Consider the following 25,777-nt stretch of genomic DNA (forward strand, 5'->3'; position numbering starts at 1 on the left):
GGCCCTCACCCGGCGCCGCTACCGCGTCGCCACCCTCTCCCAACCTCGGGAGAGGGTGCTTCACGACTTCGGCGCGGAAGTCCGCCCCTGGCGCCGGGTCGGTCGACGAGCGATCCGCCCTCAGCCGTCCCCCTCCTCCATCCCGCCGCCCACCACCACCCGCACCAGGCGGCCGGGGTCGAAGTGCTCCCGCGCGATCCGCTGCACGTCCGCGGCGGTGACCGCCTCGACGGCGGCGGGGAAGCGCTCCCACCAGTCGCGCGGGAGGTCGTACGCCTCCAGCGTCGACAGGCGGCCGGCGATCCCGCTGGGGGTCTCGAAGCCGCGCGGGAGGGAGAGCACCAGCGCGTCCTTGGCCCGGCGCAGCTCCGCCTCGTCCACCGGCTCGTCCATCAGCCGGCGCATCTCCCTCAGCATCTCGGCCACCGCGTCGTCCGTCACCTCCACGCCCACCGCCGTCTCGGCCGACCATCCGCCGGGGTGCACGGCCGCCGTGAAGCCCGAGCGCACGCCGTACGTCCACCCCTTCTCCTCGCGCAGGTTGGCGCCCAGCCGGCCGGTGATGGTGCTGCCGCCCAGGATGAAGTTGGCCACCGCCCCCGCGATCCAGTCCGGCGAGCGGCGCGCCATCCCCCGGCCGACGATGCGGATCTCCGACTGCGAGGCCAGGTCCCAGTGCGCCAGCGCCGTCTTCCCCGCGTTCGCGGGGGCGGGAGGCACCGGGGGGCAGGCGACGGGCGGCGCCTCGCCGGTCCAACGCCCGAGCGCCTCCTCCAGCAGGGCGCCGAGCTCCGCCGGGTCGAACTCGCCGGCCGCCACCAGGAAGGCGCCGCGCGGCCGGTAGCGCTCGGCGTGGAAGGCGGCCAGCGCCTCGCGCGGGACGGCGCGGATCCCTTCCTCGGTCCCGAACTCCGGGCGCCCGTACGGGTGGTCGGCGCCGAAGACCTCCAGCGCGGCGCGGTCGTCGGCCACGTTGGCGGGCTCGTCCAGCCGCGCCACCAGCGCGTCGAGCGACTCGTGGCGCACGCGCTCCGTCTCGGCCGCGGGAAAGGCCGGGCGGGTGACGACCTCGGCCAGGAGCGCCAGCCCCTCGGCCAGGGCCTCGGAAAGGAGCACCGCCTCGACGTCGGCGAAGTCGTGGCCCACGTGCGGGTGCACCGCCGCGCCCAGCAGGTCCAGCCGCGCGTTCAGCTCCTCCTCGCTCATCCCGGCCGTCCCCTCCGTCAGCAGCTGGCCGACCAGGTGCGCGGCGCCGGGATATTCGGGCGGGTCGGCCGCGGCGCCGGCGGGGAGCACCAGCCGCAGCACCACCTGCGGCACCCCGTGCCGGGGCGCGGCCACCACGCGCAGGCCGTTGGAGAGCGTCCAGCGCTCGGGGCGGGGGATGCGCGGCGCGGGGGGCGCCCCGGTGGTGGGGCGGGGGAGGACGGCGGCCTCAGTCGTCATCCGGCGCCTCCGCTCCCGGGCGCGGGACCACCAGCAGGGAGGCCGCCCGCTCCCCGGCCAGCCACTCGCCCGCGGCGCGCGCCACGTCGTCCGCCGTCACCTCGGCGTAGGCGGCCAGCACGCGCTCGGCCTCGCCCGCGTCGCCCAGCACGGTGGCGGCGTACGCCAGCGCGTCGGCGCGGTTCTCCACCGTGGCCAGCTCGCTGGCGTGGTCGCGGCGCACGCGGCGCACCGCCCCCAGCACCTCGTCGTCGGAGACGCCGTTCTTCGCCACGTCCTCCAGCACCGCGCGGACGGCGTCCTCCAGCGCCTCGCCCGGCACGCCCGAGCGCGCGGTGGCCACGATGCCGAAGACGCCGCAGAGGGAGGTGGGGTAGAGGTAGGTGTCGACGTCCTGCGCCAGCTCGGCGCCCCGCACCAGCGCCCGCTGCAGCCGCGAGCTGTCGCCGTCGGCCAGCAGGTAGGCCAGCACGTCGAGCGCCACCCACTCCCTGGTCCCGAACCCCGGCGTGGCGTGCGCGCGGTAGAGGCGGGGGAAGGAGACGTCGTCCTCCATCACCTCGCGGGCGACGGCCGGCAGGGGCGGCGCGCCGTCGGCGGAGGGCGCCGGCGGGGCGCCCGGCCCGCCCGGCAGGTCGCCGAAGTACCGCTCGGCCAGCGCGAACGCCTCGCCCTCGCCCAGGTCGCCGGAGAGGACCAGCACCGCGTTGCCGGGCGCGTAGTACGTCTGGTAGAATGCGCGCGCGTCTTCCAGGGTGATGGCCTCCAGGTCGGGGAGGTAGCCGATGGTGGGCCAGCGGTACGGGTGCCCGGGGGGGAAGAGCATCTCGTGCAGCCGCTGGTCGGCCATCCCGTACGGGCGGTTCTCGTAGGCCTGGCGGCGCTCGTTGATCACCACCCCGCGCTGCACCTCGAGCATCTCGGCGGTGAGCACGGGGAGGAAGAAGGCCAGGCGGTCGCGCTCCAGCCAGAGCGGCAGCTCCACCGCGTGGGTGGGGACGGTCTCGTGGTACTCGGTGCGGTCCAGCCAGGTGGAGCCGTTGTTGGTGCCGCCCACGCGCTCCAGCAGGTCGTCGAACTGCCCCTTGGGCGCGTGCAGCGACCCCTCGAACATCAGGTGCTCCAGCAGGTGCGCCAGCCCCGTGCGCCCGGGCCGCTCGTCACGCGAGCCGGCGCGGTACATCAGGTGGACGGACACCAGCGCCGCGGCGCGGTCTTCGTGGTGGACCACGCGCATCCCGTTGCCCAGCACGCGCGTGCGGCTGGGGATGCGCAGGTCGGTGGTGATCGTGGCCGGCACGTCGTCTCGGTCGCTTCGTTCGGTGGATGATCCGTCCCCCTGCCCGGCGGACGGGGGGACGGGGCCTGCTGCATGGAAGGGGCCGAATCTAACCCCCGGCCCCGGGGTCGCGCGACGGGGGTGGGTCCGGCCGGATGCCGAGGTGAGGTGTCGGTGTCGAGGGTTGGCGTCGCGTCGGGGCGGGTGAACCCGCAGCAACAACAGCAGGAAGCCTCGCAAACCGCGCGAGGCTGTGGGGGCGAGTTGCCGTGCGCCCAACCGGCTTCAGTGGGGAAGCGGCTTCGACGGACGAGGCATGCCTCGCCACTACGCCGTAACGCACTCACGCACTTACGCACTCACGCACTTGAACTTCGCACTCGCCGTTCGCACGCTCCCTGCATGCCGCCCGACCGCATGACCCGGGCTGACGAGCGACCCGACACCCCCGACACCCCCGACACCCCCGGCGCCGGCGCGCGCGCGGTGCTCACCCTCCTCCGGCGCCTGCCGCAGGGGGCGCTCTCGCGCGCGTTCGGGCGCATGGCCGACGTGCGCGTGCCGAAGCCGCTCAGGAGGCCGGTGTTCGGCGGGTTCGCGCGCTTCGTGGGGGCGGACCTGGGCGAGGCGGCGGAGCCGCTAGAGAGCTTCCCCACCCTCAACCGCTTCTTCACGCGCGAGCTGAAGCCCGGTGCGCGGGCCTGGCCGGACGACCCGCGCGTGGCGGCGTGCCCCGTGGACGGGGCGGTGGGGCAGGCGGGGCGGGTGACGGGGGGAAAGCTGATCCAGGCGAAGGGGCGCGACTATCGGCTGCGCGACCTGCTGGACGAGGACGGCCAGTGGGAGCGCTTCGAGGGCGGTGCCTTCGTGACGCTGTACCTGAGCCCGAAGGACTACCACCGCATCCACTCGCCGTGCGCGGGGACGATCCCGCGGGCGCGGCACGTCCCCGGCGCGCTGATGCCGGTGAACCTCCCCTCGGTGCTGCACGTCGCCGACCTGTTCGCGCGCAACGAGCGGCTGCTGTGCTACGTCGACGGGCCGCTGGGGCGCGTGGCGGTGGTCGCGGTGGGCGCCTACAACGTGGGCCGCATCTCCGCCGCCTTCGACCGCGAGTGGAACGCGCCCCCCGGTACCGACGCCTGGGTGACCAACCGCAGGGGCGTCGACGCGCGGAGCAAGGTCTACGACCCGCCCGTCCCGGTCGAGCAGGGCGGCCACATCATGACCTTCCACCTGGGCTCGACGGTGGTCCTCGTCTTCGAGCCCGGCCGCGTGGAGCTGGCGCCGGAGCTCCAGCCCCACGCGCCGGTGCGGCTGGGGATGGCGGTCGGGCGGGCTCCGGGGCCCCGGCCCTGAGCGCGCGCGGACTCAGCCGGTGTATGGCAGTAATCCACCTGCAGGCCCGCCGCTGACGGACGAAATACTCCGTCGGGCCAGCGACGAGGGTCGTCCGTAATCGTCCGGATCGACCACCACATTGTCCCGTCCGAGCCGAGATCGACGAATTGTCGACAACCTTCCGGCGCCTCCCCGGCATCTCACACTTCGCACCGTTCCGGCCAGGTCCCTCACCATCGCGCCGAGATTCCGTGACCACCATTTCGATCGCCGCGCCCGCCGTCGCGGAGCCGGCCCTCGCGCAACGCCCGGAGGTCCGGGCGCCGCGCCCCGGGCGGCTGCCGCTCCTGCTGCTGGCCGCGTACACCCTCTTCGTCCCGCTCTTCGCGGCGCGGAACTACTACGTCAACGAGCAGCGGCTCGGCCGGCCGTCGTGGTGGCGCGCGCTGGGAGTGTCGGCGTTCGAGGTGTACGTGTGGGCCGTGCTGTGCCTGGGGGCGTGGTGGCTGGCGCGGCGCTACCCGCTGGACCGCGGCGGGTGGCGGCGCGGCGCCCTGGCGTTCGCGCTGGGCGGCCTGGTGCTCGCCAGTTTCCGCTCCCTCACCGAGTACTGGTTCACCGGCTGGCTGAACGCGGACTTCGGCGTGCCGCCGGACTTCGCGTTCTACGAGACCCTGTCCCGCTTCCCCAGCGGCCTCATGTTCAGCTACACGCTGGTGGGGATGATGCACGGCCTGGAGTACTTCCGGCGGCTGCGCGAGCGCGAGCTGGCCGCCGCGCGGCTGGAGGGCGAGCTCTCCCGCGCGCGGCTCAGGGCCCTCAAGGCGCACCTGCAGCCGCACTTCCTCTTCAACGCGCTGAACACCGTGGCCTCGCTGGTGCGCCGCGACCCCGAGGCCGCCGAGGAGATGATCGGCGACCTGAGCGACCTGCTGCGCGCCAGCCTGGCCCACGAGCACACCCAGGAGGTCACCCTGCGCGAGGAACTGGCCACGCTCGAGCCGTACCTGCGCATCCAGCAGGCGCGCTTCGGCGAGCGGCTGGAGGTGGTGCGGCGGGTGGAGGCGAGCGCGCTGGACGCGCGGGTCCCCCACCTGGTGCTGCAGCCGCTGGTGGAGAACGCCATGCGCCACGGCGTGGCGCGCCGCCCCGGGCGCGGGCGCGTGGAGGTGTGCGTCGGGCGCGAGGGCGGCGTCCTTCGCCTGCGCGTGGCCGACAACGGGCCGGGCTTCCCGCTCGCCTACCGCGAGGGCGTGGGGCTGGGGAGCACCCGCGCGCGGCTCCGCCACCTCTACGGCGGCGAGCGGCTCACCATCCGCCCGGCGCCGGGCGGCGGCGCGGTGGTCGAGCTGGAGCTGCCGTTCCGCCGCGGCGGCGGCGCCCCGGGCCGGGAGGCGGCGTGACGATCCGCGCCCTGATCGCCGACAACGAGCCGCCGGCGCGCGCCCGCGTGCGCGACCTGCTGGCGGCCGAGCCCGACGTGGAGGTGGTGGGCGAGGCCGCCGACGGGGGCGAGGCGCTGGAGCGCGTGCGCGCCGAGCGCCCCGACCTGCTCTTCCTGGACGTGCAGATGCCCGTGCGCGACGGCTTCGCGGTGCTGCGCGCGCTGGGGAGGCGCCCCCCGGTCACCATCTTCACCACCGCCCACGACGAGTTCGCCGTGCGCGCCTTCGACGTGAGCGCGGCCGACTACCTCCTCAAGCCGCTGCGCCGCTCGCGCTTCCGGGCGGCGCTGGCCAAGGCGCGCGCCGCGCTCGCGGCCGGCGGCCCCGCGCTCTCGGAGGCCGAGCTGCGGCGGGTGGTGGCCGAGGCGGTGCGCGCGCCCGCGTACCTGGAGCGGCTCGCGGTGCGCCTGGGGAAGCGGATCGTGGTGCTGCGCACGGCCGAGGTGGACTGGATCGAGGCCGAGGGGAACTACGCGCGCATCCACGCGGGCGGCCGCCGCTACCTCCTCCGCCAGACGCTGTCGGGGCTGGAGGCGTCGCTCGACCCCGCCCGCTTCGTGCGCGTGCACCGCTCGGCGATCGTGAGCGTCGACCGCATCCGCGAGGTGCACCCGCTGGCGAGGGGGAGCTACGACCTGGTGCTGGAGGGGGGCGCCGTGGTCACCACCGGCCATCGCTACCGCGAGCGGCTCCAGGGCGTGATCGGCGGCGTGCGCTGAGGCGTGCTCCGGGTCCTGGATCGAACACGGAAAACTCCAGGCCTCACGCGGAGTCGGCAGAGTCGACGGAGGGGTTTCCCTGCCGACTCCGCCGGCTCCGCGTGAGGCTGATCCTTGCCGGACTCCGATCAGCACCGGGACCGGGAACCGGCCGCGGCGCTCACTTCGTCACCTGGACGTACTGCTGGCCGCGGGCGTTGAGCGTCCCGTCGGGGTTGGTGAGCGCGTACGGCCAGGGCGAGCCGTCCCAGCGGTTCACCGCGTCGTAGCTCCACCACGAGGCGCCCACGATGCGGCTGTCGTTCTTCACGTGGTCGACCATCGCCGCCATGTCGGGCCCGTTGAACGAGCCGACGAAGATCTTCTGCCCGCGCGCCGCCGCCCACGACGCCGCCTGGTTCATCCACGCCGCGAACGTGGCCGCGTCCAGCGCCAGGCCGTGGAAGCGCCACTCGGCGACCGGCGGGTCCTGCCCCGTCAGGTTCCGGTACGCGGCGATGAAGCGGTCCGCGTAGTCGGTGAAGTGGGGGTAGCCCGCCGGCGTGGCGTTGGGCTGCGTGAAGCCGCCGTTCGAGAAGCGCGCGGTGGGGTCGATGGAGCGGATGTGCGCCACCGCGTCGCGGAAGACCCGGGCGTACTCCTCGGGAGTGTACAGGCAGGTGGAGCCGTCGTGGTCGGGCTCGTCGCCGATGATGTAGATCAGGTACCTGCCCCTGTTGCGGTCCACGAAGGCGTTGTCGACCTGGAAGTACTTCTCGCAGTTCCCCGCCCACACGAACTGGCGGGCGTAGCTCTCGTGCTGCCCCACGCCGGCCGTGCCCTGCAGGAGCACGCCGTTGGGGGTGCCGGTGCGGCTGTCGGTCCAGGCGTAGAACGGCTTGCGCAGCCGGATGGTGATGGCCTCCACGCGCAGCGCCTGGCCGGTGGTGCCCGCCACCTCGCCGTCGCAGACCTCGCTCTGCCAGCCCGTGCCCTGCACGTAGGCCCTGTAGCAGATGCTGAGGTCCGGCGCGTTCCTGAGCCGGATCCTGACCGCCTCCAGCCGCAGCGCCTGCCCCGTGGTGCCGATGGTCTGCCCGTTGCCGCAGACCTCGCCCATCCAGCCGTAGTTCTCCACGTGCCCCTGGTAGCACACCTCGGCCGCCGGGCTGGTGCTCCCCGACAGGCTGATCTGCAGCGCCTCCAGCCGGCGGTCCTGGCCGATCGTCCCGGCCACCTGGCCCTCGGACACCCAGCCCATCCAGCCCCAGTCCTGCGCGTGCGCCTGGTAGCCGACCGTGGCCGCGGGAGACGCGTTGGACCCGTGCCGCGGGCCCGGGGCCAGCTCCGGCCCGGGACGGGTCGGCTCGTCGGTGCAGGCGGCCAGCGCCAGCAGGCCGGCGAGCGCCAGGATGCGATTGCGATTGCCCATACGAAACCTCCGGTACCTCGTACCTCTGGATTGTGGACACCAACGATCTCTGCCGCCCTTTCGACCCGGGGGGGCGCGGCGCCTCCGGCCCTCCCGGTCGGCTGAAGCGGCGCGGGTGACGAGCCCCGGGTCGTCCCAACCTCCTGCAGTCGTGGCGCCGCAACGCTCGCAAATCACGTGTTTGCTGCCAACGAACCGGGGACGAACCGGGCGCTCGACGATGACAAATCCTCCTTTCGCCGTGACCAATCAGGACACGGGTAGAAGGCTGGTAAGATCGTGTTGGGCAACAGGTTGCTGGATGGTGCGCTGACTCTGGACAGATTGGGATCACGCAGGAAGGCAGAGGAACGGCGGACGTCGATTCTCTTTTCCGCGCGTGAGGATTTTCAATAACTCTCCCGGACGGTTCCTTGCGGAGTGACAGGAAAGCGAAGGAGGGCGCCGCTGGGGCGCCCTCCTTTCGATCGTGCGGCGGCGAGGTGGAGCTTCAGAACGCGTAGCCGAAGCTCAGCCCGAACCAGGGGGCGAAGTCGTTGGTGGTGAAGATCGGGGTCAGGCCCACGCGGAAGAGGAAGCCGCCGCCCGGGCGCTGGTAGCGGTAGCCCAGCACGCCCGTGCCGTACACGGTGGTCGAGCTCAGGTCGGCGTCCTCGTCGAAGTCGTCGAGCTCGCCGAAGTCGAAGTCGGCGGTGGCCACCGCCAGGCCGACCCCCGTCTCGAAGTGGCTGCTCCCGTTGCCCCACAGCTTGCTGGCCGTGATCGGCGCGATGGCGATGGTGCCGCTGTCGCCGCTGTCGTCCTCGGCCCGGACGAACATGAAGCCGACGCGGCCGGCGACGCTGGGGGTGATCAGGCGGTCGTAGTTGATGCTGTACAGCAGGCCGCTGCCGAGGAGCTCCACGTAGACGGCGTTGCGGGCCAGGGGCGGCTGGACCTCCTCCTGGGCGGCCGCCGGGCGCGCGGCGAGCGGGAGCGAGGCGGCGAGGGCGAGTGCGAGTGCGGCGGCGCGAGTGGCTCTGGACATGGGAGTACCTGTCGGGCGGGTGGATGGAAAGCGTGACCAGCGCCCGGCCGGCAGGGCAATCTCGCGGCCCAACATGCGTTTCCACGCCCAAGTCGTTGTCGTCGATCGTCCTGGTCTCGCTCCGGCTCCCGGGGGTGGTCGCCGCTTCGTCCCGCTCCGGACACAATTCCCTGTAGCCCCGAGCGGACAGCGAACGGAAGCGACCCCCTTCCGGCGCTCGGAAGGGGGTCGCGTCGTGCCCGGGTCCGGTGGGTCCGGCTCGCTCAGGCGGTGAGCGGGCAGGCGTCCAAATCCAGCGAGCAGAGGCCGTCGCAGCTCAGGTCGCAGGTGATGCCGCCCGTCTCTTCGCAAGCGAAGTCGCAGGTGAAGCGGCCCTCGCAGGTGTTCTCGCAGGTGCAGCTCACGCAGCTCCCCCCGCACGACACGTAGCACGTGTACTGGCGCCTGCAGGTGGGGTCGTAGCAGGTGTACGGCGCCTCCAGCGTGGCCGTGGCGGCCTCCTGGGCGGCGACGGTGCCGCGCTGCCCCGGCGCCTCGGGGAGCACGTGGAAGCTCTCGACCTGCAGGTCGTCCAGCCTGAGCTTGCGCGGTTGCATCGGGTCCCTCCGGAAAGCGAAGAAGAGGTGGGCTGGTCCGGGCCCGGCCTGCCATCGCCTGCCCGGGGCCGTCGACGGTAGACGGTACGCTGCGCGCAGCGCGCCGGATCTTTCGCGGGGGAGGGAAGGGCGCCGGGATTCGGGCCGTGACGCGGCGACCCCCTTCCGGACGGGCCGGAAGAGGGTCGCGTCCAGGGGATCGGCCCGGACGGGCGGCTACGACCCGACGAATTCGTCGATGAAGAAGCGCGAGGTGAGGCCCTCGCCGGTGGCGTGCACCAGCAGCTCGTTCCAGTCCAGCGTGGCGCCGGGGCCGAAGATCCGCTCGCGCAGGAAGCGGCCCACCGACGGCTGCCCCGCGATGCTCCTCCCCGCGGGGACGCCCCGGCGCGCGTGGGCCGAGATCTGCGACGCCATCAGCTCGCCCAGCAGGTAGTTGTGGTAGTAGACGGGCGAGAGCGAGAGGTGCACCTTGGCCGCCCAGTCCGGCTCGTCGCGGCCGTCGGGGCGGCGGATGTACTGCAGGCGCTCCACCAGGTCCCACCAGAGCGCGTTCAGGTCCGCCCGGTCGGGGTCGCGGTACAGCTCGCGCTCGAAGTACACCATCACCAGGATCCACCGCGCCGACACCAGCATGGCCGCGCGCTGCTGGCGGCGGATGTCGGCCGCCTCGCCCTCGTCCAGCCCGGCGCCCATCACGTCCTCGAGCCAGGCCGGGTCGCGCGTGAGGCGGCCGAAGTACATGGCGATGGCCTCGGTGGAGAGCGTGTGGGCGATGGTGCGCAGCAGGAAGGGGAGCTCGCCCGGGACGTAGCGGTCGTACACCGCGTGCCCCAGCTCGTGGAGGATGGTGCCCATCCACTTCTCGTTCGGCCGCATGTTGCACAGCACGCGCACGTCGCCCTCGCGGTCCACGTCCAGGCAGAAGGCGTGCTGGTCCTTCCCCTCGCGCTCGTACAGGTCGCTACGCTCCAGCACGTCGTCGGCGGGGAGCCCGATGCCGCGGAAGAACTCCGCCGCCACCTCCACCGGGTCGCAGTCCTCGAAGAAGGCGTCCAGGTCCACCCGCCCCCCCGCCGCCGGCGCCTCCTGTGCGAAGAAGTCGTCCCAGTGCCAGGGCCTGAGGCTCTCGGGCGGCACCCCGTAGCGGGCGGAGAGGTCGCGGTCCAGCTCGTCGCGGAAGCGGCGGAAGGGGAGGTCGGTGCGGTCGCGGAACTCGTCCAGGATGCCGAAGAGCCGCTCCTCGCCCAGCTCCTGGATGCGCAGCTCCATCGCGTAGTAGTTCTCGAACCCCAGCGAGCGCGCGGCCGCGTTCCTCCTGCGCACCAGCTCGCGCAGCGGTCCGGCGGCCTCGCGCCCGATCTGCTTGCTGGCCTCCCACGCCTCGCGCCGCACGCGGCCGTCGGTCTCCTCCTCCAGCACCTCCAGCAGCTCGTTGTTGGAGACGCGCCCGCCGCGGAAGGTGGAGCGGAAGGTGTGGAAGAGGTGCTCCAGCTCGCTCGCCCGCGCCACCAGGTCTTCGATCGTCTCGCGCGGGAGCTGGTTGGCGGTGAAGTCGTGGTCCAGCAGCACCAGCTGGCGCCGGAGCCGCGGGTCGCGCACCTCGCCCGACTCCAGCCAGGCGCGCACCCGGCGGGCGCTCCCGGCGTCGGCGTAGAGCGTCTTGACCGCCGCGCGGGCGCGGGCCGCGCGCTCGTACGCCTCGTCGCCCGCGCCGACCGCCGCGTCCCACCCGGCCAGGTGGGCCTCGCGCAGCAGCGGCGCCAGCCCGGCGGCGTGCTCCTCCACGAAGGCGGCGGCCTCGGCCTCCGCGGCCGCGGCCCCGGGCGCGGCGGCCGTCTCCACGGTGCTCATCGCAGCTCCTCGTACAGGAGCGCCACCGCCTCGGCGCCCTTGTGGAAGTTCTCCACCGACATCCACTCGTTGGGGGCGTGCGCGTTCTCGCCCGGGAGCCCGAAGCCGATCAGCACCACCGGCGCCCCCAGGATCTCCTGGAACTGCTGGACGATGGGGATGGAGCCGCCCTCGCGGATCGTCACCGGCTCGCGCCCGAACGCGCGCGCCAGCGCCCGCCGCGCCGCGTCGAACACGGGGCCCGAGGGCTCGGCGTACCAGGGCTGCCCGCCGTGCAGCGCCTCCACCTCCACCTTCACCCCCTCGGGGGCGAGCGAGAGGACGTGGTCGGTGAAGGCGCTCTCCACCTCCTTGTAGTCCTGGTCGGGGACCAGGCGCATCGACACCTTCGCCATGGCCCGCGCGGGGAGCACGGTCTTGGCGCCCTCGCCCGTGTAGCCGGAGAGGAGGCCGTTGACGTCGAGGGTGGGCCGCGCCCAGATGCGCTCCAGCGGCCCGTACCCCTGCTCGCCGCCCAGCTTCGGCGCGCCGACCTCCGCGCGCAGGGTCTCCTCCTCGAAGGGGAGGCCGGCGATGGCCTGGCGCTCGGGAGGCGTGAGCTCGCGCACTTTGTCGTAGAAGCCGGGGACGGTGACGCGGCCCCGCTCGTCGTGCAGGGCGGCGATGATCCTGGCCAGCGCGTTGGCGGGGTTCACCACCGCGCCGCCGTACGCGCCCGAGTGCAGGTCGGTGGCCGGGCCCTGCACGCGCACCTCCATGTACGCCAGCCCGCGCAGCCCGATGGTGATGGAGGGGAGCCCCGGCGCGAACATGGTGGTGTCGTGGATCAGCACGGCGTCGCAGCGCAGGCGACTGGCGTTGGCGCCCAGGAACTGCCCCAGGTTGGGCGAGCCGACCTCCTCCTCGCCCTCCACCAGGAACACGACGTTGACGGGGAGCGCTCCGCCGTCCGCCAGGAGCGACTCGACGGCCTTGAGGTGGAGGTAGACCTGCCCCTTGTCGTCGACGGAGCCGCGCGCGAAGAGCTTCCCGTCGCGCACGGTGGGCTCGAACGGGGGCGACTGCCACTCGTCGAGCGGCTCGGCCGGCTGCACGTCGTAGTGGCCGTAGACGAGCAGCGTGGGCGCGCCCTCGCCGGCGCCGCGCCACTCGCCCAGGACCACGGGGTGGCCGTCGGTGGGGATCACCTCGGCGGCGAGCCCGGCGGCCTTCATCCGCCCGGCCAGCCACTCGGCCGCCGCCGCGGTGTCGCCCCGGTGCTCGGATTTGGCGCTGACGCTGGGGATGCGCAGCCACTCGTTCAGCTCGGCGAGGCTCTGCTCGCGGCGGCTCTGGAGATGCTCGGTGACGGACATTCGCACGCTCGGGTTCATTCGTTGGATCGCCAGACCGGGCCAATATAGCCCGCGGCTCCGAATCGGCTACCCGGGCGGATTGCGTCGGAGCTTGCGCCGACGTCGATTCGTGCTGAAACTGCGTGGGGCCAGTGACCGAACCCGTTCACCCTCGGAGAACACGAGATGGGCAAAGGCGACCAGAAGACGCGCAAGGGCAAGATCCGCCGGGGCACCACGGGGAAGACCCGCCCCAAGCACGAAGGCAAGAAGAAGCCGCCGAAGACCGCCGCCGGCGCGAAGAGCTGAGCTCCTGTAGCGCCGCCGAGCCCACCCCGCGCGTGATCCGCGGGGTGGCGTTCGTGCTGCCGTCGTGCACCCAGGAGGGCCGATGAGAGCGCTCACCCTCGTGCTCACGATGCTCGCGCTGCAGGCGTGCGCGTCCGCCCGCGTCGACCCGGAGCGGGCGCGGCAGGCGGACGAGCGCGCCGTGTACCGCGTGGTCATCGACAGCCTGTTCGTTCACCCGGGCGTGTCCGTGCTCGTGCTCATGGACAGCACGCAGGTGCATGAGCCCGGGAACGTGGTGCCCGGCTTCGAAGCGGTGATCGCGGACATGCATGCGAAGAGCCGCACGCCAGTGCTGCTTCCCACGGACCTGCGCGCCTCCGTGCCGATCCTCTGGTTCACCGCGGCGCAACGGCAGGAGGACTACTCCACGATAGGTGACGTGTGGGAGCGCTTCTACGCACGCTACCCGGGAGCGAGAGGGGCCTCCGGAGGCTTCCACTACCTGTCGCGCGTCGGCTTCGACGCGGAGCGGCGGCGTGCGGCGGTCCAGACCGGAACGCAATGCCACTACCTCTGCGGGCACGGGAACGTGGTGGTCCTGAAGCGCTCTCCGGAGGGCAGGTGGCGGATCGTCGGCATGGCCCCCACTTGGGTGAGCTGAGGCGGCCAGTCGGGAGACGGTGTCCCGGAGCTTGGCGGGTTTGGCAGGGGATGGTGCGATGTGCCGTTCCCCGCGCATCTTCATGGCCGCTGATCCGGCATTCTCCCGGCCACCCGTGCGATGCAGCTCGACTTCCCCCAGCTTTCCGGCGCGCTCGCCATCCTGTCGGCGATGATCACGCCCGCGGTGCTCATCTCCGCGTGCGGATCGCTGATCATCGCCACGTCCACGCGGCTGGGGCGGGTGATCGACCGCACGCGCGACGTGTCGCAGCAGTTCGCGGAGCTGGCGCGCGCGGAAGAGCGCACCATGCTGGAGGAAGAGCGGAAGCTGATGTTCGACCAGCTCGCCGGCCTCACCCGGCGCGCGCGGCTGCTGCAGCACGCCATGAGCCGGCTGTACCTGGCGGTGAGCGTGTTCGTGGCCACCAGCGTGTCGATCGGCATCGTGGCCGCCACGGCCGAGCGCTGGGCCTGGGTGCCGATCGTGCTGGGGCTGGCGGGCGCGGGGCTGCTCTTCGCGGCCAGCCTCAACCTGATCCGCGAGTCGCGCATCGCCGTGGCGGCCATCGACGAGGAGATGGACTTCGTGTGGCGCCTGGGCCAGCACCACGCCCCGGAGAACCTGCTGGAGCGCGGCGGCCGCCGCGGCTGGTTCGGCCGCCGGGGAGCCTGAAGGCGCCGCCCGCCCGTCCCGGAAGCCGGCTCCGCGCACGAGACCGGCGGAATGCGCAGAAGCCGGTAGTCCGCGAAGGCGGACTTCGTGTGGTCGTTGCAGCGAATTCATTCGCCCGACCCAGCCCGATTCCCCTCCGGCCCGCCGCTTGCGGCGCCCACCCCTCCCACGTCGATCCGCAGACAGAGGAGGAACGATGAGCCGAATCGACCAGACGCGGCGCGCGCCGGACGAGCCCGGGAGCCGCTCGCCGGCCAGCCGGGAGGCGAAGGAGCAGGGGATGAGCGGGCACCAGGGCGGCCCCCGCTCGGAGCAGGCGGAAGGCAGCGGCGAGAGCCGTCAGGCGGCGCAGGGCACCCAGCGCGTGGAGAACCCGCACGAGCCGGAGGTGCGCAAGGGCTTCGCTGCGGGCCAGGCGCCGTCGGAGCAGGGAAGGGGATCGCCGAAGCCCGACACCATCGCCGAGCACCAGCAGGGGATCGGGGCGAAGAGCGGCAGCACGGGCGCGCACGACACCACCAGCGCCGAAGAGGCCGCGCGCGGCGAGCCCCACGACACCCACGTCCGCGACGGGCGCCAGCACACCCCCGGCGACCGGCAGCGCGACTGATCCCGGGCCGGCCCAAACGAAGACGGTGCCCGCGGCGCGATTTCGCCGCGGGCACCGTCTTTTTTGGATGCACGCAGAGCAGCAGAGTCAGCGGAGGAACACCGTCGTTGCGCACCGCGGAGCGGCGAAGGGGTCGGCCGCCGGCTGCGCGGGCTCGCGGAGGTCGGTCAGGGCTCGCAGAGGTCGGTCTCGGCGCACTGGTACTGCGTCTCGGGCGGCGAGGCGCACTCGGGGCAGGTGTAGACGGGCTCGCAGGTGGAGCCGTAGTCCGGCGCGGTCCAGCACCCCGGGAGCCAGTAGGTGGGAACGTCGTGCGCCTTGACGGTGCCCTTCCCCTTCGCGCCACCGTCGGCCGTGGGGAACGACTCGACCTGGAGGTCGTCGAGCTTGAGCTTCAGCTTCTGCATGGGTCTGTCTCCGGTGAGAGGCCGCGCGGCCGGTAGGCGCGGAGGGGAGATGGGTGAGGGCGCCACTCAATTCGCGGCGGAATCCGGCAAGTGGAAGGTGTACGCGATCCGCCGGGAGCGCAACGCCTTCATCCCGGTCCGAGGCGAACGAAGACGGTGCCCGCGGCGCGATTCGCCGCGGGCACCGTCGTTCGTTGTTGAGGATCACACGGAGTCGACGGAGTCAACAGAGAAAACCCTCCGTTGACTCCGTTTCCTCCGTGTGAGACTTTCGGTTCTGAATCCGAAGGAGCCTCGGCAGACCGGGTCAATCCCCTTCGTCGTCGTCCGGACGGCGGGAGGCGGCGTCGGGGCGCCGGCGCGGGGCGCGCCGGGGCCGGGCATCGTCGCCCGTGCCCTCCGCGCCGTTGCGCGAGGGGCCGCCCGCCTTCCGGCGCGGGGCGCGGCGCCGGGTGGGGGCGGGCCGCCGGTCCGCGGCCTGGAGCGGCTCCTCCCCGTCCTCGTCGAGCGGGTGGCGGGCCATGGCGTCGGTCCCGCGGTGCGCGCCTTCGGGCGGGAGCGACACCTCGCTTTCCTCGTCGAGGCGGTGCTTGCGCTTGAGGCCCACGATGAAGAGGAACAGCCCCGTGGCGCCGAGCACCAGGGCGGCGCCCCCCATCACCTTCTTGCGCAGGTCCCCGGGCCGTCCTTCCCCCTCCTCCGCTCTGTCGGGCTGCTCCGCCATCGGTCTGCTCCTGGTGTGCCGCGTGGTCGTCACCGGCAAGGATACCACCCCCCGCGCGCCCCACGCCAGTGGGCGCGCGAGAGCCGTAAACGTCCGTGGACGCTCGACTTCCGCGGGGAATGGGCCGGTCGGTCTGGGAGGGGAACGTTTGGAATATAACGCCGAAGTCCCGCGCGCGTCACATGCGGACGAAAAACGGGCCGGGGCGCGCCGCCCCGGCCCGTCCACCGTCCGTCACCGGCGGGTCGTCAGTCCCCCGCGGGTCCCACCGCCGGCACCGCCAGGCGCCGCCGCTCGTCCGCCTGGCCGTCGGCGGACGCCACGCCGTCCAGGATGCCGCCCCTGGACACCAGCTGCGCGGCCAGGACCGTCTGGATCACGCTGGTGATGGTGCTGGCCGTGGAGTCCGGCGCGCTCACGCCGCCGCCCGCGATCGTCACCAGCTTCGCCTTCGACAGCGCGTCGGCGATGAAGGGCGCGATCTCGGGGAGCATCTCGATCTGCTTGTAGCGGAAGTACGCCTCGCCGCCCATCTGGATCGCCTCGTTGACCTTGCGGATGCTCTCGGCGGTCGCCTCGGCCACGGTGCGGATGCGGATGGCCTCGGCCTGCGCCTGGGCCTGCGCGTCGATCGCCATCTTCTCGGCGTCGGCGCGCGCCTGGGCGATCTGCGTGGCCTCCAGCTCGGCCTGGCGCTGCAGGGCCAGCGCCTCCTGCTTCTTGGCCTCGGCCTGGGCGATCAGCGCCGCGTTGGCCGCGCGCGTCTGCTCCAGCTCGCGCTGCTTGTCGCTGATCACGCGCTCGGCCTCCAGCTCGGCCTCCTTGGCGCGGCGCGACTGCTGCGCGGCCACGATGTCGGCGTTGGCCTGCGCCTCGGCGGCCGACTGGCGGCGCCGCGCCTCGGCCACCTCGCTCTGCACCACCTTGATGTTCAGCGAGTTGAAGCTGAGCCCCAGGTCGGTGAGCTCGCGCGAGCACGCCTTGCGGATGATGATGGCCAGCGGGTCGTCGTCGTCCTCCACCGGCACGCCCATCCGGTCCAGCTCGCGGACCACGGCCACGGGCTGCTCCTCCGGCAGCGCCACGTCGGTGCCGCGCATGGCGGGGAGCCTGGGCGCCGTCTTGGCCGAGAAGAGCTGGTCGTGCGTGAGCAGGTTGATGGCGCGCCGCCCCGAGCTGCTCAGCAGGTCGATGAGGATGTTGAGCTGCTCCTCGTCGGGCTTCGAGAAGAAGCGGTTGGCCGCCGTCTTGATCATCGCGTCGCTGTCGCCCACCGAGACGATGGCCGAGGCCAGCACGCGCACCTTGATCGGCTGCGGCACGCCGTTCCGGTCCAGGTCGGCCGTCTGGTCGGTGATGTCGAGGTCGACGTTGATGGCCTTGCTGGAGAGGGTGGTCCCCGTGGTGAAGAGGGGGATCTCCTTCGACTTGCCGGGGCCGCGGTAGATGATGGTGTGCCCGGAGAGCCAGCTCACCATGCGGATCGTCCCCGCCTCGACGTTCTTGAGGATCGACGACACGATGAGCGGCATCATCACGAAGACGCCGAACAACACCAGCAGGATCAAGAGACCCATTCCCATGGTTCCTCCAGGGAGTTAGAGCGTTACCGGCCGGCGGGGATCGCCGTCGTCCCGGTCCACGACACCGTGCAGCGGTTGCGGGCGCCGTCCACCTCTTCGATCAGGAGCGCGTCTCCCGCGTGCACCCGCACCCCCTTCGCGCGGTCCTCGGGGCGCAGCGTGGCCAGGAGCTGCACCACCTGCCCGTCCAGCTCGATGGAGACCAGCCCCTGGCCGTTGCGGTCGAAGCCGGTGACGGCGGTGGCGGTGTCCATCAGCGCGCTCTCCAGGGTGAGCGCGGGCTGCGAGGCGAAGCGGAAGAGGAAGTTCCAGAACGGCCCCACCAGCAGCTTCTCGAAGGCGAGCCCGCCGGCCAGCGCCACGGCGAAGAGCAGGAGCCCGCCCAGCCACTCGCGGGCGAAGAGCCCCGTGGCCCCCAGCCCCACCAGCACGCTGAAGATCACCCGCGGCGACAAGAGCGACAGCAGGAAGTCGCCCGCCGTCTTCCCGGCGCCGTGCTGCAGCTGGTGGTGGTGGTCGAAGCCGTCGTGGTGGTGCCCGTGCCCCACGCCGTGCCCGTGGCCGACGTCGTGCCCATGCCCGCCGACGTGGTGTCCGTGCCCGACGTCGTGCCCGTGTAGCCCGGCGTGGTGGCCGACGTCTCCCACGTGGTGGCCCACGGAGACGTCGTGCGCGCCCGCGTGCAGGTGCCCGGCGTGCGCGCCGTGCCCGTGCAGCGACACGTCGCCGACGTCGTGGCCGTGGCCGTGGTGGCCGCCGGAGTGCTGCCCGCCGTGGCTCAGCGCGCCGCCGATCGCCATCACGGCGAGGCCGCAGAAGCCCAGGAGAAGCGCGAAGAGGTAGAGGTCCATCGGGGTTCGGTCCCGGAGCGGGGCTCGCGGGCGGCGTGCACTACGGGGGCCGGCGCGCGGAGTTTCCGCCGGTTCCGCGCATGCGAGGGGCTGTGCCGCGAGCGGGGCTCTGGAATGGGGTGGACGGGAGGCGGTTCGGTCGGCCGGCCCTAAATATATGCGAGATCGTCGCCTGCGCCACTGTGAGGGCGTCGGCTGCCGCATCGCCCGCGGGCGGGGTCGCAGGGGCGAGCCCGCGAGTCCGTGCGAAGGCGGCCCTCGCTCGTGAGCCCCGGCCGCCCGCGCGCACGCGCCGGCATCCGCCAGTCGAGGCAGGCCTCGCCCCTACGAGACGCGCGGCTCCCGCCATCGCAGTCGAAGCCCCGCCCGCGCCGATCCCGCGTACGCACGAATCGTCGGGCGGGGCTTTCCGGGGTTCCAGCGGGCGGCTTATGCCGATTGAGAATCTGATCCGGTAATCGGGCTCGTAGGGGCGAGGCATGCCTCGCCCGCTGCTTGTCGCAACACCAAAGTTCGTCGAAGTGGGCCGGGCATGTCGCCGTGTGATGGCCTTCGGCCATCCGGGCGAGGCATGCCTCGCCCCTACGGGAACTTCGATCGCGAATACCGAAGCAGATCGTCAATCAGCATCAGCCGCCCGCTCGCGCCGATCAGCCCTGGTCCACCCCGCGGCCGGTCTTCTCCTGCAGCTCGTCGATCTTCTTCGACGCCTCGGCCTTGGTGAGGCCGTCGTCCACCTCCTCGCCGGCCTCCTCGGCCAGGGTGTGCAGGTACGAGCGCTGGGCGCCGGTCATCGGCTCGTCGCCGGTCACCCAGTTGTCCGGGTCCTTGATCATGTTGCCCTGGTCGGCCGTCTCCGCCGTGCGCCTGTCCGTCATCGATCGTGCTCCCGATCAAAGGTGACTCACTCCTAACCGTCTCTCGCGCAAACGTTTACGCACGATCCATACCAAACAAAATCCGAAAGTAGGGGCGAGTCGTCTCCGTCATCTTCAAACCCGGCCCTCCATTCGCCATATTCCACCCGCCTCGCCTGCCGCCCCGCCCGGCCGCGAGTGTCATAATCGGCCGGGGCCGGGCGTTGGGAAGGCGACGGATGGAAAACGAACCGACGACCCCACGGGAAACGAGATGAAGAAGACCCTGTTGGCGGCGGCGCTGCTGCTGCTCTCCGCCTGCTCCGACACCACCCAGCCGCCGCTGGCCGGCGTGCTGGTGACCATGACCGGCAACAGCTTCGGCCGCAACTCCACCACCGGCATCGCCACCGTGCCGTACGTGGTGTTCAACTCCACCGGCGCCATCATCGCGGTCCCCATCTGCAGCCAGCGCGTGGCGGCCGTGGTCGAGAGGCGCAACGGCGCCACCTGGGAGGTGGTCGACTCGCCCACCTGCGAGGAGGCGCCGGGGAGCGTGCCGGCCCAGCTCCAGCCCGGGAGCCGGCTGAGCAGCGAGGCGCTGCTCGACGTGCCCGGGCACTACCGGCTGCGCATCCCCTTCACGGCGAGCGGGCAGACGGTGCAGCTCGAGTCCGTCTCCCCCGAGTTCGACGTCGGCTGACGCACCCTGGCCCGGGGCGGGCGCGCGGCGTAGCTTCCGCGCGCTGGCACAACGCACGTTCCCGCGCACCGCGCGCGCCCGACCCCGGAGCCGTCCGCATGAGACCCGCCCGTCCCCTCCCGGCAGCCGCCGTCCTCGCCCTCGCGCTCCCCGCGGCGCTCTGTGCCCAGCGGGTCCCGCTCCGCCCCGTCGCCACCTACTCCATCGTCGCGCGCGACTCGGCCACCGGCCAGCTGGGCGTGGCCGTGCAGTCGCACTGGTTCAGCGTGGGCACCGCCGTCACCTGGGCCGAGGCGGGGGTGGGCGCCGTGGCCACGCAGTCGTTCGCCGAGCCGGCGTACGGGCCGCTGGGGCTGGAGCTGATGCGCCTGGGGCGGCCCGCCCCCGAGGCGCTCCGGGCGCTGGTCTCCACCGACCCCGACAGCGCGGTGCGGCAGGTGGCGATGATCGACGCCGCGGGGCGGGTGGCCGCCTACACCGGCGGGCGCGACATCGCCGCCGCCGGCCACCACGTGGGGCGCGGCTACTCGGTGCAGGCCAACCTGATGGAGAAGCCCACCGTGTGGCCGGCCATGGCGCGCGCCTTCGAGAGCGCCCAGGGCGACCTGGCCGAGCGGCTCCTGCAGGCGCTGGAGGCGGCCCAGCGCGAGGGCGGCGACATCCGCGGGCGCCAGTCGGCCGCCATCCTGGTGGTCGGGCCCGAGAACACGGGCCGGCCGTGGGCGGACCGCCTCTTCGACCTGCGGGTGGAAGACCACCCCGAGCCGCTGAGGGAGCTGCGCCGCCTGGTGACGCTCGCGCGCGTGTACCAGAACCTGAACGCGGGCGACGCCGCCGTCACCCGGGGCGACATGGCGGCCGCGGCCGCCGCGTACGGGCGCGCCACCAGCATCGCCCCCGACTCGGCGACGAACGGCGAGGCGGTGTTCTGGACGGGGATCAGCTTCGCCGCGGCCGGGCGGGTGGACGAGGCGCTGCCGTGGCTGCGCCGCGCCTACGCCGTGCACCCGAAGTGGGCCGAGCTGGTGCCGCGGCTCCCCGCCTCGGGCCTGCTGCCGAACGACCCCGCCCTCATCCGCCGCCTGGTGCAGGGGATGTCGGGCGGCCGCGACTGAGCGCGCATGCGGCGGGACCGGCCGGGAATCGAGGACGTCATCCCGAGGGGCGCGGTAGCGACCCGAGGGATCCACTCGCCCTGCCAGGCGGGTCGCGCCGCGCGGAGATGTCGGCTGGCCTTCCCGGCCCGCCCGCCGTCCGCCACGGAGCCGGGAGCGGGCGATGCGTGACCCGGACGAGCTGTTCGCCGCGCTGGCGGGGTCGCGCTTCCGGGCGCACTTCCGCCTGCGCGGGCCCGAGCTGGCGTACCTGCGCCGGCGCGGGATGGACGCCGTGCTGCGCCACGCCGACGAGATGATCGGCGCGCGCCTGGCCCCCGCGCACCCGCCCAACGACGGGAGGCAGACGCCGATGCGCGGCCACCCCGTCTTCCTGGCGCAGCACGCCACCGCCACCTGCTGCCGCGGCTGCCTGGAGAAGTGGCACCGCATCCCCAGGGGCCGCGAGCTCACCCCCGGGGAGCGGCGCCACGTCGTTTCCGTCCTCGCCCGCTGGATCGCCGAGCAGGAGCGCGCCGCCCCCGAGCCGCCCGAGGAAGGTCCGGACGAGCAGCTGGGGCTCGGGGTGGAGTAGGGAAGGGGGCCACAGGCGGCTGAAGCCGCGGCAACAACGGCAGAAAGCCTCGCAGACCCCGCGAGGCTTCCACCGCGAACCCCACTCGCTCCGGCGCTCGGTTCGCCGCGCGACGCGCCCGTGCGGGAGCGGGCGGGGCCGGCCCGGCACCGCTCATTCATCCGTCCCCCGGAGGGGAGGACCCGTGGCGATCTCCCACGAAGACCTCTACAAGGAGCTTCGCCGCGCCGTGCTTGCCAGGCACTTCGCCCTCGGCCGGCACTGGCGCGCGAACCACTTCACCAACCTGAACCACCTCGGCGAGTCGGTCCGCCCGGGGGGACCTGCCGGAGCCGGGCGCGGTGGCGAAGGCGGCGTGCTGGACGGGATGGTCCGTCCCCGAGCGCGGCGGCGCCCGGCGCTACGGACACGAAGACGAGCTCCGCGACACGCCCGAGCTGGCGGTGGAGCGCTGGCGCGTCATGCGCCACGACCGCACCAACGCGCTGATGATGACGGGGCTGCGCCTGGTGGGCCTCTGCGTGGAGCACCGGCTGGGGCATCCCGACGCGCGCAGGCTGGTGCGCATCGTCCTCGACACGCTCGAGTCGCTGTACAAGTTCAGGGAGCCGGACGGCCCCTTCGCCGGCTACGTCCTGCGCTGGGACCCGGCGACGACCGACGAGTGGGAGACGGAGATCGATTCCAAGGGGAGGGAGAGGCCGCGGGTCTGCTGCCAGTTCCTCGTCAACCAGGACGCGAAGTCGTTCGCGCGGAGCCGCTACCTCTACTGCACGCCGCTGAACGACCCGCGCTACGTGGACGCATGCCGGGTGCGGCACGGCCAGGACCGCTTCCGGCGCTGGGAGCCCTCCATGGACGAGTACGTCGGCCTGGTGGCGGGCTACTTCATGATCTTCCACACCTTCCGGGACGAGGCGGACGCGGGGGACGCGGAAGCGCGGCACCTGGTCGACCGGGTCCGCGAGCAGACGCGGCTCGTCGGGCGCTACCTGCAGCACGTGGGCTACCTGCTGGTGAGGCCCTGCGGGGGCTTCGCCAACCGCGGCGCCGCCGGTCCGAACCCGGCGTACGAGTACCCGTTCTCCCGCGTCTTCGAGCGGATCACCGGCGACCGCTTCGCGGTGCCCGGCACCGCCACCTTCGCCAGGGCGGTCGACATGGCCGGCCTCCGGGCGGGGTGGGAGCGGAGCCCGCTGCTCTCGGGCGTGGCCGCGCTCCGGCGCCTCAGGTCGTCGCCGGCCTGGCCCTCGCTCCAGGCCGCCTTCGGCCCCGAGCCGCAGGAGACGTGGGGCGAGTTCGGCGGCGCCACGCGCGACACGCTGAGGGAGGCCGCCGAGATCCTGCTGAACCTGGACGCCTTCGACGTGTCGGGCGACGGCCGCTTCGACTTCGTCGCGGCCCGGTTCTACAAGACGGTGTGCCTGGATTCGCCCCAGCGGGGGTTCGAGCTGTTCATGAGAGCGGCGCCGCACCGGGGCAACTGGTCGGACGTCCACAAGCCGCTGATCGCCCTCACCGCGCTCGACGACGACGATCCGGTGGTGCGCGACGAGTACCTGCGCTGGTACGACGCGTTCGTCCACCCCTGGGTCTACGGGCCGGGGGACGACGAGGTGCTCGGGACGGGTGCCACGCTGTCCGGGTCGACGAAGCCCGGGCCCGAGCCGTGGTCGATCTCGGCGCTGACCGCCGCGGTGGCGATGCTGCTGAGGGCGGACGACCCGGTCCGGCGCCCCCCGACCGAGCGGAAGCTCGTCGGCCACCTGCAGTGCATGCGCGAGACCCTCGACGGGACGTGCGGGCGCGACCTCGTCCTCTCGCACGGCGAGCCGCCCGGGCGCGAGTTCGAGTCGGTGGGCGAGTCCCACGACAAGAACGGGAACTGGTTCGGATACATGGCTCCGCTGGCCCTGGCCTGGCTGCACCAGACCGGGGAGGACGTGGACGCGATCCCGGAGATCCCCGTCCCGGGCGCCGACAGCGTGCGGGGCTGGCCGAAGCCGGTGGTCCCCGCGGACGTCCTCCGGGCCGCCCACACCGACCGCCTCCCCGTCCCGCTCGGCGCGTTGCGGCGCGGCTTCTTCCCGCCCCCGGACCCGGGCGACGTCGACCTGTTCGAGGACCCGCCGCCCAAGCCGTCGGACGACGAGATCGGCGACGTTCCCGCGCCGGTCCCGGGGCCCACGCACAGGCTGGAGCACGTCGCCGTCCCGCCGGCCACGCCCGCCACGCGGACCTTCCGGCTCCCGCTCCCCCCGCCGCTCCCGAACGGTGCGGATGGCGGGACCGGGACGGGCCGCCTTCGCCGCCGCCGATCACCCACGCCGATCCCTTCCCCCGGGCGCCCGCCCCTCGTACGTTTCCTCGTCTCCCGCGATCGTCACGCGAAGTCCAATCCCGCGCTCCGGCCGAACCATGCGATCCATCCGCACCATCCTGCTCGCGCTCGCCTCCGCGGCGGTGCTCGCCGCGTCCGCGGCGGCCGCCCAGCAGCCGGCGCAGATCACCCCGAACGAGATCGACGCCCACGTCCGCTTCCTCGCCTCGGACCTGCTGGAGGGGCGCGCCCCCGCCACGCGCGGCGGCCGGCTCACGGCGGAGTACATCGCCGCGCAGCTGCGCGCCTTCGGGGTGGAGCCCGGGGCGGGCGGGAGCTGGTTCCAGCGCGTGCCGATCGACGTGGTGGGCGCCGACGCGGCCACCATCCGCGTGGCGGCCTCCGGGCGGGCGACGGCGAATCTCCGCTACCCCGAGGAGGTGGTGGTCTGGCCCGGCTCGGCCGCGGAGCAGTCGAGCGCGCGCGCCGAGATCGTCTTCGCCGGGTACGGCGCCGCCGCGCCCGAGTACCGCTGGGACGACTTCAAGGGGATGGACCTGAAGGGGAAGGTGCTGCTGGTGCTGGTGAACGACCCGCCCGCTCCCGCGAACGAGCCGAACCACTTCGGCGGGCGGGCGATGACCTATTACGGGCGCTGGACCTACAAGTTCGAGGAGGCCGAGCGCCGCGGCGCCGCCGGGGCGCTCATCGTCCACACCACCGAGCAGGCCGGCTACCCCTGGCACACCGTGGTGGGCTCGTGGGCCAAGGAGCAGCGCATGCTCCCGCGCGACCCCAAGCTCCCGGCGCCGCTCGCCTTCCGCGGCTGGATCACCGACAGCGCCGCCACCGCGCTGCTGCGCCAGGCGGGGCTGGACCTGGCCGAGCTGCGCCGCCGGGCCGGGTCGCGCGACTTCCGCCCCGTGGCCACCGGGATCACGCTGGACGTCGGCTTCCGCAACTCGGTGCAGCACCTGGAGAGCGAGAACGTGGTGGGCGTGGTGCGCGGGAGCGACGCGCGGCTGCGCGACGAGTACGTGGCGTTCAGCGCGCACTGGGACCACCTGGGGATCGGACCGAAGGTGAACGGCGACTCCATCTACAACGGCGCGCTCGACAACGCCTCGGGCGTGGCCGACCTGCTGGCGGTGGCCCGCGCGGCGGCCGCGCGGCCCGCGCCGAAGCGCTCGCTCCTCTTCGTCTTCGTGACCGCCGAGGAGAGCGGGCTGCTGGGCTCGGAGTACTTCGCGCTGAACCCGGTGGTCCCCATCGGGCGCATCGTGGCCAACCTGAACGTGGACGGCGGCAACCTGCTGGGCCGCTCGCGCGACTTCCGCGTCCTGGGCGACACCAAGAGCTCGCTGGGGCCGTCGTTCGCCGGGCTGGTCGGCCCGCGCGGCTGGCGCGTCTCGCCCGACGAGCACCCCGAGCGCGGCTACTTCTACCGCTCCGACCACTTCTCCTTCGCCAAGGCGGGCGTCCCCTCGGTCTCCATCGCGGCGGGGACCGACTACGAGGGGCGGCCCGAGGGGTGGGGGACGGCGCAGCAGGAGGACTACACCGCGCACCGCTACCACCAGCCGAGCGACGAGTACCGGCCCGACTTCGACCTCACCGGCGCCGTGCAGCTGTCGAACCTGCTGCTGGACTTCGGCACCGCGCTGGCGAACGCGCCGGACGTCCCCCAGTGGAACCGCGACGCCGAGTTCGCCTCCGTGCGCCCCCCGCGCTCGACGCGCTGAGCGGTCCCGGATCGGAGATGCTCTTCGCGATTCCGATCGGGTAAACCCGTAGGGTCGAGGCATGCCTCGACCGGCGGATGCCGGCTCCTATGCGGCAGGCGGGCTCTTGCGCCGATGCCCCTGTGCTCGGACTCGCATGCTCGCCCCTACGAACTACATCGGGTTGGCAAGGCGGGAGCGCGATCACCGGCCTGCATTCGCGCGGAGTGCCC

At 73.2% G+C, this 25,777-nt stretch carries 25 protein-coding genes; 11 read left to right on the plus strand and 14 right to left on the minus strand.

The window, feature by feature from the left end; genetic code table 11:
- Positions 1-120: 120 nt before the first annotated feature.
- Complete coding sequence (locus VF746_27320) at positions 121-1,446, minus strand: pitrilysin family protein (GenBank protein HEX8696158.1); 1,326 nt, start codon at positions 1,444-1,446, stop codon at positions 121-123.
- Positions 1,436-2,746, minus strand: a complete 1,311-nt coding sequence (locus VF746_27325; GenBank protein HEX8696159.1) for a pitrilysin family protein — start codon at positions 2,744-2,746, stop codon at positions 1,436-1,438. Before VF746_27325 ends, VF746_27320 begins: the two co-directional genes overlap by 11 nt.
- A 396-nt stretch (positions 2,747-3,142) precedes the next feature.
- Here VF746_27325 and asd point away from each other — a divergent pair, with 396 nt between their 5' ends.
- The 3 genes from asd to VF746_27340 all read left to right on the plus strand — a co-directional run bounded on the left by asd (position 3,143) and on the right by VF746_27340 (position 6,230).
- The gene (gene asd, locus VF746_27330) at positions 3,143-4,084 is read left to right on the plus strand and encodes an archaetidylserine decarboxylase (protein ID HEX8696160.1); all 942 of its coding nucleotides are present in this window, start codon (positions 3,143-3,145) and stop codon (positions 4,082-4,084) included.
- A 233-nt stretch (positions 4,085-4,317) separates the two neighbouring features.
- Positions 4,318-5,469 (plus strand): histidine kinase, encoded by a 1,152-nt coding sequence (locus VF746_27335; GenBank protein HEX8696161.1) that lies wholly within the window; start codon positions 4,318-4,320, stop codon positions 5,467-5,469.
- Positions 5,466-6,230: a LytTR family DNA-binding domain-containing protein gene (locus VF746_27340; GenBank protein HEX8696162.1), complete on the plus strand. Its 765-nt coding sequence runs from the start codon at positions 5,466-5,468 to the stop codon at positions 6,228-6,230. The genes VF746_27335 and VF746_27340 overlap by 4 nt, the downstream gene beginning before the upstream one ends.
- A gap of 160 nt (positions 6,231-6,390) precedes the next feature.
- On the opposite strand, the gene VF746_27345 is transcribed toward VF746_27340, so the two are convergent.
- From VF746_27345 to VF746_27365, 5 genes are all read right to left on the minus strand, one after another.
- On the minus strand, positions 6,391-7,641 hold the full coding sequence (locus tag VF746_27345; protein HEX8696163.1) for a hypothetical protein: 1,251 nt from the start codon (positions 7,639-7,641) through the stop codon (positions 6,391-6,393).
- A 490-nt stretch (positions 7,642-8,131) separates the two neighbouring features.
- On the minus strand, positions 8,132-8,668 hold the full coding sequence (locus tag VF746_27350) for a hypothetical protein (protein HEX8696164.1): 537 nt from the start codon (positions 8,666-8,668) through the stop codon (positions 8,132-8,134).
- Between the two features lie 263 nt (positions 8,669-8,931).
- A complete protein-coding gene (locus VF746_27355; GenBank protein HEX8696165.1) occupies positions 8,932-9,264 on the minus strand; it encodes a hypothetical protein in 333 nt (110 codons plus the stop codon).
- A 216-nt stretch (positions 9,265-9,480) separates the two neighbouring features.
- On the minus strand, positions 9,481-11,118 hold the full coding sequence (locus tag VF746_27360) for a M2 family metallopeptidase (GenBank protein HEX8696166.1): 1,638 nt from the start codon (positions 11,116-11,118) through the stop codon (positions 9,481-9,483).
- Complete coding sequence (locus VF746_27365) at positions 11,115-12,473, minus strand: dipeptidase (protein HEX8696167.1); 1,359 nt, start codon at positions 12,471-12,473, stop codon at positions 11,115-11,117. The genes VF746_27360 and VF746_27365 overlap by 4 nt, the downstream gene beginning before the upstream one ends.
- 165 nt (positions 12,474-12,638) lie before the next feature.
- On the opposite strand from VF746_27365, the gene VF746_27370 reads away from it, so the two are divergent.
- The 4 genes from VF746_27370 (at position 12,639) to VF746_27385 (ending at position 14,689) form a co-directional block, all read left to right on the plus strand.
- A complete protein-coding gene (locus VF746_27370; protein HEX8696168.1) occupies positions 12,639-12,761 on the plus strand; it encodes a 30S ribosomal protein THX in 123 nt (40 codons plus the stop codon).
- 82 nt (positions 12,762-12,843) lie between these two features.
- Entirely contained in the window at positions 12,844-13,404 is a 561-nt protein-coding gene (locus tag VF746_27375; GenBank protein HEX8696169.1) for a hypothetical protein, read from the plus strand.
- A gap of 120 nt (positions 13,405-13,524) precedes the next feature.
- A complete protein-coding gene (locus VF746_27380; GenBank protein HEX8696170.1) occupies positions 13,525-14,079 on the plus strand; it encodes a DUF2721 domain-containing protein in 555 nt (184 codons plus the stop codon).
- A gap of 196 nt (positions 14,080-14,275) precedes the next feature.
- The gene (locus VF746_27385; GenBank protein HEX8696171.1) at positions 14,276-14,689 is read left to right on the plus strand and encodes a hypothetical protein; all 414 of its coding nucleotides are present in this window, start codon (positions 14,276-14,278) and stop codon (positions 14,687-14,689) included.
- A 167-nt stretch (positions 14,690-14,856) separates the two neighbouring features.
- Here VF746_27385 and VF746_27390 read toward each other — a convergent pair whose 3' ends face one another.
- The 5 genes from VF746_27390 to VF746_27410 form a co-directional block, all read right to left on the minus strand.
- Positions 14,857-15,096, minus strand: coding sequence for a pinensin family lanthipeptide (locus VF746_27390; protein HEX8696172.1), 240 nt, complete (start codon positions 15,094-15,096; stop codon positions 14,857-14,859).
- 307 nt (positions 15,097-15,403) lie between these two features.
- Positions 15,404-15,820, minus strand: coding sequence for a hypothetical protein (locus VF746_27395; protein HEX8696173.1), 417 nt, complete (start codon positions 15,818-15,820; stop codon positions 15,404-15,406).
- 248 nt (positions 15,821-16,068) lie between these two features.
- Positions 16,069-17,397: a hypothetical protein gene (locus VF746_27400; protein HEX8696174.1), complete on the minus strand. Its 1,329-nt coding sequence runs from the start codon at positions 17,395-17,397 to the stop codon at positions 16,069-16,071.
- A gap of 29 nt (positions 17,398-17,426) precedes the next feature.
- Entirely contained in the window at positions 17,427-18,254 is an 828-nt protein-coding gene (locus VF746_27405; GenBank protein ID HEX8696175.1) for a hypothetical protein, read from the minus strand.
- A gap of 650 nt (positions 18,255-18,904) precedes the next feature.
- Positions 18,905-19,132 (minus strand): DUF3072 domain-containing protein, encoded by a 228-nt coding sequence (locus tag VF746_27410; protein ID HEX8696176.1) that lies wholly within the window; start codon positions 19,130-19,132, stop codon positions 18,905-18,907.
- Between the two features lie 253 nt (positions 19,133-19,385).
- On the opposite strand from VF746_27410, the gene VF746_27415 reads away from it, so the two are divergent.
- From VF746_27415 to VF746_27425, 3 genes are all read left to right on the plus strand, one after another.
- Entirely contained in the window at positions 19,386-19,814 is a 429-nt protein-coding gene (locus VF746_27415) for a hypothetical protein (GenBank protein HEX8696177.1), read from the plus strand.
- Between the two features lie 98 nt (positions 19,815-19,912).
- Positions 19,913-20,929: a DUF1028 domain-containing protein gene (locus tag VF746_27420; GenBank protein HEX8696178.1), complete on the plus strand. Its 1,017-nt coding sequence runs from the start codon at positions 19,913-19,915 to the stop codon at positions 20,927-20,929.
- A gap of 163 nt (positions 20,930-21,092) precedes the next feature.
- Positions 21,093-21,503, plus strand: coding sequence for a DUF4186 domain-containing protein (locus VF746_27425; GenBank protein HEX8696179.1), 411 nt, complete (start codon positions 21,093-21,095; stop codon positions 21,501-21,503).
- 1,006 nt (positions 21,504-22,509) lie between these two features.
- Here VF746_27425 and VF746_27430 read toward each other — a convergent pair.
- Both VF746_27430 and VF746_27435 read right to left on the minus strand, forming a co-directional pair.
- The gene (locus tag VF746_27430; protein HEX8696180.1) at positions 22,510-22,815 is read right to left on the minus strand and encodes a hypothetical protein; all 306 of its coding nucleotides are present in this window, start codon (positions 22,813-22,815) and stop codon (positions 22,510-22,512) included.
- A gap of 282 nt (positions 22,816-23,097) precedes the next feature.
- Positions 23,098-23,280, minus strand: coding sequence for a hypothetical protein (locus VF746_27435; protein ID HEX8696181.1), 183 nt, complete (start codon positions 23,278-23,280; stop codon positions 23,098-23,100).
- 641 nt (positions 23,281-23,921) lie between these two features.
- Here VF746_27435 and VF746_27440 point away from each other — a divergent pair.
- A complete protein-coding gene (locus VF746_27440; protein ID HEX8696182.1) occupies positions 23,922-25,565 on the plus strand; it encodes a M28 family peptidase in 1,644 nt (547 codons plus the stop codon).
- The last annotated feature ends 212 nt before the right edge of the window (positions 25,566-25,777 follow it).

Source organism: Longimicrobium sp., from assembly GCA_036389795.1.
Classification (GTDB): Bacteria; Gemmatimonadota; Gemmatimonadetes; order Longimicrobiales; family Longimicrobiaceae; genus Longimicrobium.